Consider the following 15,331-nt stretch of genomic DNA (forward strand, 5'->3'; position numbering starts at 1 on the left):
GTAGGGCGAGCGATGGATATTGGCCTATCCGGCAGGTAGCTTGTGGTCCTGCATCCCGCGGCCTCGGGCATGGCCGCGGCGATCGGATGACCCCATGGGAGTGGTCTATGTCGTCGCGTCGTTCGGCTCCGGTGCGCGTGATGACGCCGGACACGCTGGTCTCGGCTGCCGCGGTGGCAGCGGCCCGGGCCCGACCCGACGCCGCGGCCGTGCTGGCCGGCGACCGCCGGATCTCGCACCGGCAACTGCTCCGATACTCGGCCGTGCTGGCCGGGGAGCTGCGCGCCGGGGCCGGCGCCGCGCCCGACACGCTGGTGGGGCTGTGCGCCGGCCGGTCCGTGGAGCACGTCGTCGGCTGCCTGGCCGTGCTCCGGGCCGGACTTGCCTACCTGCCCATCGATCCGGCCCTGCCGGCCGCCCGGCGAGAGTTCCTGGTGGCCGACGCGGCGCCGGCGCTGGTGCTCGATCGGGCCGACATCGCCGCCGTGATCGAGCGCGTCGACGCCGAGCGCGTCGACGCCGAGCGCGTCGACGCCGAGCACGTCGACGCCGAGGTCGCCGGCCCGCCCGACGAGCCGGACGAGATGGACGCGCCGGACGGCCCGCGCCCCGCGGCCGACCAGCTCGCGTACGTGATCTACACGTCGGGCTCGACCGGGCGGCCCAAGGGGATCGGTGTCCCGCACGGCGCGCTCGCCAACCTGGTCGCCTGGCACCACCGGATGTTCGGCACGGGCGGCGGAGACCGCATCGCGCTGATGGCGGGGGTGGGCTTCGACGCCTCGGTCTGGGAGCTGTGGACGGCCCTCGCCGCGGGCGCCACCCTGGTCATCCCGCCGGACGAGGTGCGGCGCGATCCCCGCGCGCTGCGCGACTTCCTGCTCGACGAGCGGGTGACGGCCAGCTTCGCGCCGACGGCCATGGCACACGAGCTGCTGGACCTGACCTGGCCCGCGACCGCCGACCTCCGGTTCCTCCTGGTCGGCGGCGAGGCGCTGGTCCGGCGGCCACCGCCCGGGCTGCCGTTCGAACTGGTCAACAACTACGGGCCGGCCGAGGCCACGGTGATCGCCACGGCCTGCGTCGTGTCGCCGGGTCCCGGCGCCCCGTCCATCGGGCGGCCGATCGACGGGGTGACCATCGACATCCGGGACGCCGCCGGGGACCCCGTGGCCGAGGGCGGGACCGGCGAGTTGTGGCTCGGCGGTCGCGGCCTGGCCCGCGGCTACCTCAACCAGCCCGAGCTGACCGCGGCCGCCTTCCGCACCGACGGGCGGGGCCGGCGGTGGTACCGCACCGGCGATCTGGTCCGCCGCCGGCCGGACGGCGAGCTGGACTACTGCGGCCGGATCGACGACCAGGTGCAGGTCCGTGGCCACCGCGTCGAGCCGGCCGAGGTCGAGGCGGAACTGACCGGTCACCCGGCCGTGACCGCCGCGGCCGTGCTGCCCGGCGTCGACTCCACCGGCAACACCTACCTGCACGGCTGGTTCGCCGCGGCCGGACCCGTCGACGACCTGGCCGGGTGGCTGCGGGACCGGCTGCCCGCGTACCTGGTGCCGGCCCGGCTGTCCCGGCTGGACCGGCTCCCGGTCACCGTCAACGGCAAGGTGGACCGGGCCGCGTTGCGAGCCCGGATGGAGCGGCCGGACGGCCGGCGCGGCCGGGTCGCCGCCGCCGATCCGGTCCAGGCCCGGCTCGTGGACATCTGGTCCCAGGTGCTCGGCCTCGACGTCGGCGTCGACGAGCCGTTCGACGCGCTCGGCGGCCATTCCCTGCACGCCGCCCGGGTGGTCAGCCGGATCGCCGCCCAGCTGGGGGTGGAGGTCCCGATCGGGTTGTTCTTCGGTCCGCTGACGATCGCGGAGCTGGCCGGTCGCCCCGAGTTCGATCCCGTTCGGGCCGGCCGGTCAGCGGCCGGCGAACTGGGGCTGGTCGAGGAGGAGGCGGACAGTCCCGCACCAACCGCGGCACAGGCCCGTTACTGGTTCGTCGAGCAGTACGTCGGCGGATCGCCGCTCTATCACGTCGCCGCCGTGATCGGCATCGACGGTGAACTCGACGTGACCGCGCTGCGCGCCGCGCTCACGGCGCTGCTGGACCGGCACGAGGCGCTGCGGCTGTCCATCGTGGAGCTGGACGGCGCGCCCCGGCAGCACGTGGCGGCGGCTGTCGAGGTCGAGCTGGCAACCGTCGACCTGCGTGACCGACCGACCGACGCGGTCGACGTGTTCCGCGCGGCCGCCGGCCGGCCGTTCGACCTCGCCCGGCCGCCGCTGGTCCGGTTCGTGCTGGCCCGGCTCGGCGTCGACACCTGGCGGCTGTGCCTGATCGCCCACCACATCGCGGTGGACGCCGCGGCGCTGGACGTCATCCTGCGCGATCTGGCGGAGCTCTACCCCGCCATGCTGGCGGGCCTCGCCCCGCCGGCCGGGCCGCCGGCGCCGAGCTGGGCCGCGATCGCCCGGCGCGAGGCCGAGCTGGTACGCGGTCCCCGGGGCGCGGCCCTGGCCGCGCACTGGACCGGTGTGCTGGCGGGCGCGCCGGCGCTGCTCGACCTGCCCACCGATCGTCCCCGCCCGGCCGATCCCAGTCACCGGGGCGGCACGGTGCTCGACCGGCTGCCCGACGGCCTGCTGGAGCGGATCGATGCGTACGCCCGCGGGGTGGGCGCCAGCCGGTTCATGGTGCTGCTCGCCGCGCTCGCGGTGGTGCTGCACAGCTACACCGGCCAGGAGGACGTGACGGTCGGCGCGCCGGTGGCGAACCGGTCCCGCCCCGAGTTCGAGGGCATGGTGGGCTGCTTCGTCAACACCGTCCCGCTGCGCTGCGACCTGACCGGCCAACCGACCTTCGCCGAACTGCTACGCCGGGTCCGCGCCACGGCCGTGGACGCGTACGAGCATCAGGAACTGCCGTTCGACCGGATGCTCGAGGCGCTGCACCTGCCCCGGCCGCGTACCCACCATCCGCTCTTCACGGTCATGCTGGTCGTCCAGCAGCCGGAGCTGCTCGACGTCGCGCTGGCCGAGCGGACCAGGCTGCGCTTCCGCGGCGAACTGCACCTGGACGTCGCCCGGTTCGACCTGACGGTGGCCGTGGAGCCGCACGAGGACGGGTACGCGCTCGCGGTCGAATACGCCACCGATCTCTTCCGGGCGGAGACCGCGCAGCGGCTGGCCCGACACCTGGTGGGGGTGCTGTCCGCCGCGCTGGACCGGCCGGTGACGCCCATCGCCGCCCTGCTGGCCGCCGACCCCGGCGAACGTGAACAGGTGCTGGCATGGGGGGACGGTGGCGCCGCGACCGCCGAGGCGGACGTGCCCGCGTACCGGCTGGTGGAGTCGCGCTGCGCGCAGCGGCCGGCCCACCCGGCCGTCGTCTGCGGTCCCCACCGGCTGACCTACGGCCAGCTGGCCGCCGCGGCCGACGGGCTGGCCGCCCATCTGGCCGGCATCGGCGTGCGCCGTGGCGACCTCGTGGGGGTGTGCCTGCCCCGCGGCGGCGACGCGGTGGTGGCCATGCTGGCGGTGGCCAAGGCCGGCGGCGTCTACCTTCCCCTGGACGCGGGCTATCCGGACGAGCGGCTGCGCGCCATGCTGGCCGACGCCCGCCCACCGGTCGTGGTGACCACGTTCCGGGACCGGCTGGACGGGTTGGGCGGCGCCGCCCGGCTGGTCGATCCCGCCGCCATCGGCCGGGAGCTGGCCCCGCCGGCCGGCGCCGGGCCGGACGACGCCGCGTACGTCATCTACACCTCCGGCTCCACCGGGCGGCCCAAGGGGGTGGTGGCGACCCATCGCGGGCTCGCCAACCTGGCGGCCGCCAAGGTCGAGCTGTTCGACGTGCGTCCGGACAGCCGGGTCCTGCAGTTCGTCTCGCTCGGCTTCGGCGTGTCGATCGCGGACATGATGATGACGTTGACCGCCGGGGCGACGCTGGTGATGCGGGGCGACGATCCGCTCTCGCCGGCGGGCCTCGTGGACCTGATCGACGCCGAGCGGGTGACGAACCTGGTGCTGCCCGCATCCGTGCTGGCCGCCATCCCGACCGGCGACGGCGGGTCGGCGCTGCCCTCGGTGCGGTCGATCGCCGTCGGCGGGGAAACCTGCCCGGCGGCCGTGGTGGACCGGTGGGCGCCGGGCCGCCGCTTCGTCAACGCGTACGGTCCGACCGAGGCGACCGTCGCCAGCGCGACCGCGGTCTGCCGGGCGGGTGACGGGCCACCACCGATCGGCCGGCCCATTCCGGGCGCCCGGATCTATGTCCTGGACGAGCTGGGCCGGCTCGCGCCGCCGGGCGTCCCGGGAGAGATCTGCGTGGCGGGCGCCGGGGTGACCCGGGGCTACCTGAACGATCCGGAACGCACGGCCGCGGCGTTCCCGCCGGATCCGTTCGGGCCGGGGCGGATGTACCGCACGGGCGACCGGGCCCGCTGGCGATCGGATGGCCAGCTGACCCTGCTGGGGCGCCTGGACGACCAGGTGAACCTGCGGGGCGTGCGAATCGAGTTCGGCGACGTCGAGGCCGCGCTGCGCAGCCATCCGGCGGTCCTCGACGCGGCGGTGGCCATCCAGCAGCATCCGGTGGCCGGGGAGCGGCTGGTGGCGTACCTGGTCGGCGGCGCCGAGCCCGACCCGCCGGACGCGGCCCAGCTGCGGCGCTTCCTCGCCGAGCGGCTGCCCGAGTATTTCGTGCCGGCCGGCTACCGGTGGCTCGACCAACTGCCCCGGACCGGCACCGGCAAGGTGGACCGGCGCGGGCTTCCGGGATTGGCCGACGACGGCGGGTCCGGCGTCTCCCGCCCGCCACGCGGCATCACCGAGGAGGTCCTGGCCGAGATCTGGCAGGAGGTGCTGGCCGAGGCGGGGCGGCCCGTCGACCGGCCGATCGGGGCGGAGGACGACTTCTTCGCCCTCGGCGGCCAGTCGATCCTGGGCGCGGCGGTGATGGCCCAGATCCGGGCCCGATTCGAGATCCGGCTGCCGGTGCGGGTCCTGTTCGAGACGCCGACCGTGCAGGGGCTGGCGCAGCGGGTGGAGGCGGAGATCATCGCCGACCTCGCCCGCCTGGCGGCCGCCGAGGCCGCCGATCCCGCCGATCCCGCCGAGGCCGCTGATCCCGCCGACGCGGCTGATCCCGCCGACGCGGCTGATCCCGCCGACGCGGCTGATGCGGCCGCGGCGGCCGCGCCCGGCGGGGGTGATCGGTCGTGACGGACGCCGACGTCCTGGCCGAGCGACTCGCGCAGCGGCTGGCCAAGGCCCGGGCCTACCGGCCGCCGGAGACGCCGGTCGTAGCCCGCCGACCGGTGGACGCGGCCACGCCGCTGTCGGCCGCCCAGCGCCGGCTCTGGTTCCTGCACCAGTGGGCGCCGCTCAGCTGCGCGTACAACATCCCGGTCGGGTGGCGGCTGGACGGGCCGCTCGATCTCGACCGGCTCCGCTGCGCCCTGGACCGCGTGGTGAGCCGGCACGAGATCCTGCGGACCCGGTACGACGCCGTCGGCGGCGAGCCCCGGGCGGTCGTCGACCCGCCCGGCCCGATGCCGTACCGGCTGGAGCGGTGCGCGCCGGACCGGGCCGGGGCCCGGGCGGTGGAGCTGGGACGGGCGCCGTTCGCGCTGGACCGGGACTGGCCCGTGCGGGCGTGCGTGCTGCGCGGCGGACCCACCGAGCACGTGCTGCTGGTGACGTTCCACCACATCGCCGCCGACGGCTGGTCGGTCGGGCTGTTCGCGGCCGACCTCGCGGCCGCGTACGCGGGGACAGCACGCCCGGAGCCGGTGCAGTACGCGGACCTGACCCACGCCCGGCGCGGCCACGATCACGCCGAGGACCTCGCGTACTGGCGGCGGCGGCTGACCGAGCTGCCCGACCCGATCGAGCTGCCGGCCGACCGGCCCCGCCCGGCCGTGCTCAGCGACGCCGGGGAGCTGCTGGACTTCGAGCTGGACCGGCCCACCACCGCGGCGGTCCGGGAGTTCGGCCGGGCGAACCGGGTGACCGGGTACGCCGTGCTGCTGGCCGGGTTCGCCGTTCTCGCCGGACGGTACGCCGAGGTCGACGATCTGGTGCTCGGCGCGCCGGTGGCCGGCCGGGAGGGCGCGGCCGACGTCCTGGGCTGCTTCGTCAACACCCTCGCCCTCCGGGTGCGGTTGCCGTCCGCCGGCAGCCGGCGAGAACTCGTCCGGTCGGTCGCATCCGGGCTCGTCGAGGACCTCGAGCACGGCGGCCTCCCGTACGCCGACCTGGTCGAGGCGCTGCCCCGGCAGTCCGGTACGGGTGGACTGTTCAACCTGCAGTTCGTGGCCACGGACGTGCCGCGTACTCCGCTCGTGCTGCCCGGCCTGACGGTGACGGAGCTGCCAACGGATCCCGGGGCGGCCAAGCTGGATCTCAGCCTGGCCGTGGCCGACCTGGGTGGCGCCACGATCCCGGCCACCCTCACCTACAGCACCGACCTGTTCGACCGGGCCGGCATGGAACGGCTCGCCGGGCACTACCGCCGGGCGGTGGCGGGCCTGGTCACCGCGCCGGACCGGTCGGTCGGGGAGCTGGACTTCCTCGACGACCGGGAGCGGGCCATCGTCCTGGCGCGGCCCGCCCGGGGCCGCTCGCCCGGCACCTTTCTGGACCGGTTCGACCGGAGCGTACGGACCAGCCCGGACCGGTTGGCCGTGGTGGCCGCGGGCGATCGGCTGAGCTATCGCGACCTCGATCGGGCCGCCACCGCGCTGGCCCACCGGCTGCGGGCCGACGGGGTGGGCCCGGAGACCGTCGTGGCGCTGGATGCGACCCGGAACACTGGGTACGCCGTCGGCCTGCTCGGCATCCTCAAGGCCGGCGCGGCGTACCTGCCGTTGGAGCCGGATCAGCCGGTGCTGCGCCGCACCGCGCTGTGCGCGGCCGCCGGCGCCACCCGGTACGTCGGGTCCGGAGCGCCACCGGGACTGCGGACCTTCGATCCGCCCGGTCCCGAGGACGCCGAGTCGGGGGTTCCGGCGCCGCCGGCGCGCCGGGGGACCGCTGCCGGCGAGGGTCTGCCGGCGGTCCGGCCGGCGGATCTGGCGTACGTCATCTTCACCTCCGGTTCCACCGGTACGCCGAAGGGCGTCGCCGTCGAGCACGGCGCGTTGCTGTGCTACCTCGACTCGGCCGTGGAACTGCTCAGCCCGGCCGACGGCGCCACCCTCGCGGCCTGCTCGACGCTCGCCGCCGACCTGGCCCACACGATGGTGTTCACCGCCCTGGCCACCGGCTGCACCCTGCGCCTGGTGGATGCGGCCGCCGCCATCGATCCGGAGCTGTTCGCCGACCGGCTGGCCGAGCACCCGGTCGACCTGCTCAAGCTCGTCCCGTCGCACCTGATCGGCCTCCTCGACGCGGCGGACCCGGCCCGTGCCGCCGAACTCCTTCCGCGCGCGTGCCTGGTGTTGGGCGGGGAGTCGCTCAGCTGGGCCCTGGTCGACCGCGTCCGGGCACTCCGGCCCGAGCTGCGGATCGTCAACCACTACGGTCCGACCGAAGCCACTGTCGGCGCCATCGCCCAGGTCGTGCCCGAGCTGCCGCCGGGGGACCGGGCGGCCACGGTGCCGCTGGGCCGTCCGCTTCCGCACCTGAGCGCGCGCATCGTGGACCGGGCCGGCCGCCCGGTTCCGCCCGGCGTGCCGGGTGAGTTGCTGCTCGGCGGCGCGGGGCTGGCGCGGGGTTACCTGGCCCGGCCGCCGGCGGCGGATCCGGCCCGGCTGCCGGCGGATCCGGCGCGGCCGGCGGAGGAGGAGCCGGCCCGGCTGCCGGCGGAGCCGGCGCGGCCGGCGCAGGAGGAGCCGGCCGGGTTCGGCGCCGATCCGGTCGACGCCCGGTCGCGGTGCTACCGCACCGGCGACCGGGCGCGCTGGCGGGCGGACGGGAGCATCGAGTTCCTCGGCCGGATGGACCGGCAGCTCAAGATCCGCGGATACCGGGTGGAGCCCGGTGAGGTCGAGGGGCTGATGCGGCAGTATCCGGGCGTCCGCGACGCGGTGGTGGAGGCCCGGGACGGGCGGCTCGTCGGTTATCTGGTCGGCGATCCCGAGGGTCTGCTCGGCTGGCTCGCCGAGCGCCTGCCCGGTCCGCTGGTCCCGGCCACGGTGATCGGCCTGGACGCGCTCCCGCTGACCGCGAACGGCAAGGTCGATCGGGCGGCCCTGCCCCGGCCCGGGCCCGCCGAGCCGGGCGTCGGGCGGGCGCCGAGCACGGCCGGCGAACGCGCGGTGGCCGACGTGTTCGGCGAGGTGCTCGGCTGCCCGCCGCCCTCGGCCGACGACGACTTCTTCGCGCTCGGTGGTCACTCGTTGCTGGCCGCCCAGGTGGTGTCCCGGCTGCGGCAGCGGGGCGTGGGCGGTCCGGTCACCCTGCCCATGCTGTTCGCCCACCCGACCGTGGCCGGTCTGGCCGGTCAGCTCGGCCCGGCTGACGGGAGCGCCGGCTGGGAACCCATCCCGGCGGGGCCGCCCGGGACGCCCACCGCCATGTCGGCGGCGCAGCGTCGGCTCTGGTTCCTCGACCAGGCGGTGCCCGGACTGCCGGCCTACAACCTGCCGTACGCGCTGGAGCTGACCGGCGGGTTGGACGTCGCGGCGCTGCGGGCGGCGTTGGCCGGGGTCGTGGCCCGGCACGAGGCGCTGCGGACCACCTTCGGCACGGTCGACGGGGCGCCCGTGCCGGTGGTGTCGGCCGACGCGCCGATCGACCTGCCGCTGGCCGACCTGCGCGGAGCGGGTCCGGACCGGGTCAGGGCGGCCATCGATGCCGAGTTCGCCACCGGTTTCGACCTGGCCACCGGCCCGCTGCTACGGGCTCGGCTGCTGCGGACCGCCGACGACGTGCACGTCCTGCTGGTCACGTTCCACCACATCGTCTTCGACGGTTGGTCGCTGGCGCTCTTCGTGGCCGAGTTGGCCGCCGGGTACGCCGGCGAGCCGGTGCCCGCCCCCCGGCTCCGGTACGCCGACCATGCCCGCTGGCAGGCCGAGCAGGACCACACGGAGTCGCTGGCGTACTGGCGGCGGGAGCTGGCCGACGCCCCGGCCGGGCTGGACCTGCCCACCGACCGGCCCCGGCCGCCGCGGCCGTCGTACGCGGGCGGCGCCGTTCCGCTGTCCCTCCCGCCCCGGGTCGTGGACCGGCTCGCCGAGCTGGCCCGGTCCGAGGGCGGCACCGTCTTCACGGCGTTGCTGGCCGCGTACCAGCTCCTGCTCGCCCGGCACGCGGGGGTCGACGACATCGTGGTCGGCACCCCGGTCGCCGGCCGGGACCACCCGGACACCGAGCGGATGATCGGCTTCTTCGTCAACATGCTGGCCATCCGCGGCCGGCCGCGACCGGAGCTGACCTTCCGGGCGTACCTGCGCGAGGTGGCGCGTACCGCCGTCGACGCGTACGCCCACGCCGATCTGCCGTTCGAGCGCCTGGTCGAGCACCTGGTCAGCCGCCGCGACCCGAGCCGGCAGCCGGTGTTCGGCACCATGCTGTCGCTGCGCAACACCCGGCCGATCGGCGGTCTGCCGGGTCTGACCGTGCGCGAGTTGGACGGTCCGACCGGGGTGGCCAAGTACGACCTGTCCCTGGTGTTCGCCGACGACGGGCCGGGACGGGGCCTGCGGGGCGCGCTGGAATACAGCTCCGACCTGTTCGACCGGTCCACCGCCGAACGCCTGGCCGAGGCGTACGGGGGGCTGCTCGACGCGGTGCTGGCCGACCCGGACCGGACCCTGGCGGAGCTGCCGGTGATGTCCGACCGGGAACGGCGCCGGGTCGTCGTCGAGTTCAACGACACCGCCGTGCCGGGCCCGGTCCCGTGGGTGGCCGACCTCGTCGCGGAGCAGGGCCGGCTGCGGCCGGACGCCGTGGCGGTCCGGGACGACGCCGAGGCCATCACCTACGGCCAGCTGAACTCGCTGGCGAACCGGACGGCGCACCGGTTGCTGGCGGCCGGCGTGGGACCGGGTGACCTGGTGGCGGTCTGCCTGCCCCGGTCGGCCCGGACGGTGGCCGCGCTGCTCGGCGTGCTGCGGTCCGGCGCGGCGTTCCTGCCGCTGGACCCGACCTACCCGGCGGCCCGGCTGGCCTATCTGGTGGCGGATGCCGAGGCGGCGGCCCTGATCGCCGACGGGGAACCGCCGGCGGGCTTCGCGGGCGCCGTGCTGGCCGCCGACGACCCCGGCGCCTGGCCCGAGGCCGACCCGGCGGTGCCGGCGCCGGGGGCCGCGCTGGCGTACGTCATCTACACCTCGGGCTCCACCGGCGCTCCGAAGGGGGTGCGCATCGGACGGGACAGCCTGGCCAACTTCGTCGCCGCGCTGCGGCGGGCGCCGGGGCTCGGGCCCGAGCACGTCTGGCTGGCCGTGGCGCCGTTCGCGTTCGACATGTCCGGGTTGGACCTGTGGTTGCCGCTGACCACCGGCGCCGAGCTGGTGCTGGTGGGCCGCGGCACGGCCATGGACGGGGCGGCGCTGGGCCGCCGGCTGGCCGAGGTGGGCGGCACCCACCTGCAGGCCACCCCGACCTCGTGGCGGCTGCTGCTGGCGGCGGGGTGGCCCGGTCGTCCGGGGCTGACCCCCCTGTGCGGTGGCGAGGCGTTGCCGCCCGCGCTGGCCAGGGACCTGGTGGACCGGGTGGGCACGGTGTGGAACCTGTACGGTCCGACCGAGACCACCATCTACTCCAGCGTCGCCCGGATCACCGGCGCGGACGTGCACTGCGGCCGGCCCATCGCGAACACCACGATGTACGTGCTGGACGAGCGCATGTCTCCGGTGCCCGTGGGGGTCACCGGTGAGCTGTACATCGGCGGGGCGGGCCTGGCCCAGGGTTATCACCGGCGCCCGGAGCTGACCGCGCAGCGGTTCGTCCCGGACCCGATCGGTGCGCCGGGTGGGCGGCTCTACCGCACCGGTGACCTGGCCCGGTGGCGACCCGACGGCACGCTGGAGGTGGCCGGCCGGTCGGACGGCCAGGTCAAGGTGCGGGGATACCGGATCGAGACCGGCGAGATCGAGTCGGTGCTCACCGAGCACCCCGGGGTCGCGCAGGCAGCGGTGGTGGTGCGGCCGGACCGGACCGGCGAGCCGACGCTGGTCGGCTACGTCGCCGGCGCGGCCGAGCCGGCCGCGTTGCGGGCGTGGCTCACCGAGCGACTGCCCGGCTACCTCGTGCCGGGCGCCCTCATCCGGCTGGATCGGCTGCCGCACACTCCCAATGGCAAGCTCGACCGGGCGGCGTTGCCCGCGCCGGCGGCCGGCGCCGTGTCGACACCGCCGGCCCGGGCCGACTGGACCGCCGCCCAGGCCCGGGTGGCCGGGGCGTTCACGGCCGTCCTGGAGCACTCCGACTTCGGTCTGGACGACGACTTCTTCGCCGTCGGCGGCGAGTCGATGCGCGCCGTGCGGTTGGTCCGCCAGCTCGATCCGCGGCTGTCCGTGCTGGACCTCTTCACCCACCCCACCGTGCGGGCGCTGGCGGACCGGCTGTCGACCGGCGTGGACACCGGGAGCCGGATCCTGCACCGCCTCACGCCGCCGCGGGCCGGCGCGGCCGAGCTGAGCGTCGTGTGCGTACCGTTCGGCGGGGGTGGGGCCATCGCCTACGCGGAGTTCGCCGCGCGGGCGCCGGCGGACTGGGACGTCTATGCGGTGCAGCCGCCGGGACGCGATCCGGCCCGTCCGGACGAACCGCTGCAGCCGTTGCCCGAGGCGGCCGACGCCGCGGCTCGGGCGGTGCTGGCGGAGGTGCCCGGTCCGGTCGTCGTCTACGGGCACTGCATCGGCGCCGCCCTCGCGGTGGCGCTGGCCCGGCGATTGGAGGCGGCCGGACGTACCGTGCTCGGCGTCGGCGTCGGGGCCGCCTTCCCGACCACCCGGCTTCCCGGACCACTGGACCTGCTGTCCCGGTTGGCGCCGGGCCGCCGGCAGTCCGACCGGACCATGGCGGACACGCTCCGGCTGCTCGGCGGGCTCGGCGAGGAGTTGCCCGAGGCGCACCGGGCGCAGCTGGCCCGGGCCATCCGGCACGACGCGCGGCAGGGCGAGATCTTCTACACCGACGAGTACGCCGGGGGCGGTCCACGCCCGCTGGCCGCGCCGATCTGCGTGGTGGTCGGCGACGAGGACCGGATCACCGAGTTCTACCCGGAGCGGGCGCACGAGTGGGCGGCGTTCGGGGCCGACGTGGACCTGGCGGTGCTGCCCGGCGCCGGGCATTTCTTCCAGCGTTCCACGACCGCCGGGGACCTGGTCCGGGTGCTGCGTGCCCAGGTTTCCCGCTGGCGCGCCGGGGGCCCACCGGGCAACCCGCCGGTGGTGCCGCCCCGGGCTCGGCTCGGCACGTTCGCCGTGGTCACGCTGGGCCAGTTGGTGTCGCTGATCGGCGCCGGGCTCACCACCTTCGCCCTGGGGGTGTGGACCTACCGGCAGACCGGCGCGGTCACCGCGTTCGCGGCGATCGCCGCCTTCGGCATCCTGCCGGCCCTCCTCGCGGCCCCGTTGGCCGGCACGCTCGCCGACCGGTTGGACCGGCGGCTGATCATGGTCTGGTGCGACGCCTGCGGCCTGCTGTGTTCGGTGGGGGTCGCGCTGCTGCTCTGGTCGCACCTGCTGGCGCTGTGGCATCTCTATTTGATGGTCACGGTCACGGCGGCCGCCGCCACCTTCCGGCAGCCGGCGTACCTGGCGGCAGTTCCGCAGCTGACGCCCAAGCGGTACCTCGGGCAGGCGAACGGCGTCGTCGGGCTCGGAGCCGCCACCGGCGTGATGCTGGCGCAGCTGCTCGGCGGCGTACTGGTGCTCCTGGTCGGCCTGGCCGGCGTGCTCTGGCTCGACGCGGTGAGCTACGGCGTCGCGCTCGCCACGCTGCTGCTGGTGCGGTTCCCGGACCTTGGTTTCACCCGGCAGGAGGGTCCGTTGCTGCGCCAGGTGGCCGACGGATGGCGTTTCCTCGTCCAGCGGCGCGGCCTGTTGGCGCTGTGCGTCTTCTTCGCCGTCGCGAACGCGCTGGCCGGCGTGGTGGTGGTGCTGGTGACCCCGCTGGCGCTGGCGTCCGGCTCGCCCGCGGCGCTCGGCGGCGTGCTGGCGGCGCAGGGGCTGGGGCTGCTCGTCGGCTCCGCGGTGATGGCGGTCTGGGGCGGCACCCGCCGGCGCTCCGCCGGGATGATCGGCTTCGTCGGGCTGTTCGCGGCTTCCGCGATCATCACGGGGCTACGCCCGGGGCTGCTCTTTCCGGCGGTTGGCATGTTCGGGATGGGCCTGTGCGGCGCCTTGATCAACGCGCACTGGCTCTCCCTGGTCCAAATGAAGGTGGGCCACGACCTGCTCGGCCGGATCCTGGCGACCGCCCTGATGCTGGCCCGCACCCTGATGCCGGTCGGCTACCTGGTGGCCGGACCGCTGGTGGATCGCGTGGTGGACCCGGCGGTGCGGGCGCCGGGCTTCTGGCACGACCTCGCTGACGCTCTCGGTCCGGGCCCGGCCCCGGGCATGGCCCTGACGATCATCGCGGTGGGGCTGATCGCGGCGGCCTGGACGCTGGTCGGATACCGCTACCGACCGCTGCGCGAACTGGACACGCTCCTGCCCGACGCGACGTTCGCGGCCCTCCCGTCGGCGCGGGTCATCGAGGCCGCAGTGGACAAGGACGACCATGCTCACACACCCCGGTGACCCCCGCCGCTTCCTGCTCGGGGTCGACGACCTGGCCCCCGACCGACTGCCCGAACGGGCCCAGCCGTACGGCGAGCCGCTCCGCCTCGTCGCGGACTGGGCTCGGCGCTACCTCTGCCGCCCGCACGATGAGTTGGGGCGTACCGGACCGGTCTGCCCGTACGTGCCCACCTCGCTGCGGAAGCGGCTGTTCTATCTCACGGTGCAGGCCGGCCGGCCCGGTGGGCCGGATCGGGCCGCGGTGGCGGCGGCCGTGGCGGCCTACCGGGACTGGTTCCGCGAGCTGCCGCCGGTCGATGGCCCGGCCGCCCAGTTCAAGACGATACTCATCCTGTTTCCCCAGGTCCGGCCGGCCGACGCGCCGGACATCGTCGATGCTACCCAGGCCGAGTTGAAGCCGAGCTTCGTCGCGGCCGGCCTGATGATCGGGCAGTTCCATCCGCTGCCGCCGGTCGACGGGGGGCTGTGGAACAAGGACTTCCGGCCGCTGAGCTGCCCGGTGCCGCTGCTGGCGATCCGGCACATGGTGCCGACCGACCTGCCGTTCCTCACGCACGACCGGCGGCTGCTGGACGGATATCACCGGGTGTTCGGCGATGACCTGCCGCCCCGGCAGCGGATCGAGTTGGGCCACGCGCTGGCCTCCGTCAGCACCGTTTCGGCAACCGAGGACAGGGGCGCCACATGGCAGTGACACGGGTTGGACTCGTCGGTACGGGCCGCATGGGAACCGCACTGGGCGAGCGGATCATCGGCGCCGGCTTCCCGCTGGCGGTGCACAACCGGACGGCGGATCGGACGAAGCCCCTGCTGGACCTGGGCGCCCAGGGCGCCGGCTCGCCCGCCGAGGTGGCCGCGGCGGTGGCGCCGCCCGGCGGGGAGTCCGGGGACGCCGCCATGGTGCTCACCGTGCTCACCGACGACGAGGCCGTCGACCAGATCTACACCGGCCCCGACGGCCTGCTGTCGGGCGCCCGGCCCGGCACCGTGTTCGTGGAGGCCAGCACCATCCGGACCAGCACCATCTCCCGGCTGGACCCGTTGGTCCGGGCGACCGGCGCGGGCCTGGTGGACGCCCCGCTGGCCGGGCCGCCGCCGGCCGCCCGGGCCGGCCAGCTGCTGGTGATGGCCGGCGGAACCCCCGACGACCTGGCGCTGGTCCGGCCGGTGCTGGAGACGTACGCCCGCCGGGTCGCCCACGTGGGCGCGGTCGGGGCCGGCACCACGATGAAGCTCGTGCTCATGGCGCCCATGGGCATCTACTTCGCCGGACTGGCCGAGGGGCTGGCCATGGGCGCCCGGCTCGGCCTGGACCGGGCCACGATGCTGGACGTCATCCTCGACTCGCACGGTGCGCCACCGGTGCTCCGGGATCGGGCGGAACTGCTGCTCGGGGCGCAGCGCCCGGTCGGCTTCGAGGTCAGCGGCGTGCGCAAGGACCTGCGCGCCATCGTCGCGACCGCCCAGGACGCCGGGGTGCCCGCGAGCACCGCCGCCGCCGCCCTCGGCCTGTACGCCGGGGCGACGGTCTCCGGGTATGCCGACGCCGACCTCGCCTTCATCGTCGACTACGTGGCGCGGCTCGCGGCCGGGGAGGCGGGGGACGGCAGCGGCCGATGACGGTGGCCGCCGGGG

At 75.7% G+C, this 15,331-nt stretch carries 4 protein-coding genes; all 4 read left to right on the plus strand.

Annotation, left to right across the window (positions count from 1 at the left end):
* Window positions 1–140 precede the first annotated feature (140 nt).
* Genes ACFFHU_RS13920 through ACFFHU_RS13935 form a run of 4 tightly spaced genes read left to right on the plus strand, consistent with a single transcriptional unit; the run spans window position 141 to window position 15,316 of the window.
* Entirely contained in the window at window positions 141–5,216 is a 5,076-nt protein-coding gene (locus ACFFHU_RS13920; protein ID WP_377338869.1) for a non-ribosomal peptide synthetase, read from the plus strand.
* A complete protein-coding gene (locus ACFFHU_RS13925) occupies window positions 5,213–13,696 on the plus strand; it encodes a non-ribosomal peptide synthetase/MFS transporter (protein ID WP_377338871.1) in 8,484 nt (2,827 codons plus the stop codon). The genes ACFFHU_RS13920 and ACFFHU_RS13925 overlap by 4 nt, the downstream gene beginning before the upstream one ends.
* Window positions 13,677–14,390 (plus strand): DUF6875 domain-containing protein, encoded by a 714-nt coding sequence (locus tag ACFFHU_RS13930; protein WP_377338874.1) that lies wholly within the window; start codon window positions 13,677–13,679, stop codon window positions 14,388–14,390. Before ACFFHU_RS13925 ends, ACFFHU_RS13930 begins: the two co-directional genes overlap by 20 nt.
* Window positions 14,381–15,316, plus strand: coding sequence for an NAD(P)-dependent oxidoreductase (locus tag ACFFHU_RS13935; protein ID WP_377338876.1), 936 nt, complete (start codon window positions 14,381–14,383; stop codon window positions 15,314–15,316). The genes ACFFHU_RS13930 and ACFFHU_RS13935 overlap by 10 nt, the downstream gene beginning before the upstream one ends.
* Window positions 15,317–15,331: the final 15 nt, after the last annotated feature.

The organism is Plantactinospora siamensis, assembly GCF_042434095.1.
GTDB lineage: Bacteria > Actinomycetota > Actinomycetes > Mycobacteriales > Micromonosporaceae > KBS50.

What these genes read in the sequence shown, in the direction of transcription:
- ACFFHU_RS13930 (WP_377338874.1), top strand. Translation starts at nt 13,677, where the DNA reads ATGCTCACACACCCCGGTGACCCCCGCCGCTTCCTGCTCGGGGTCGAC.
- ACFFHU_RS13920 (WP_377338869.1), top strand. Translation starts at nt 141, where the DNA reads ATGACGCCGGACACGCTGGTCTCGGCTGCCGCGGTGGCAGCGGCCCGG.
- ACFFHU_RS13935 (WP_377338876.1), top strand. Translation starts at nt 14,381, where the DNA reads ATGGCAGTGACACGGGTTGGACTCGTCGGTACGGGCCGCATGGGAACC.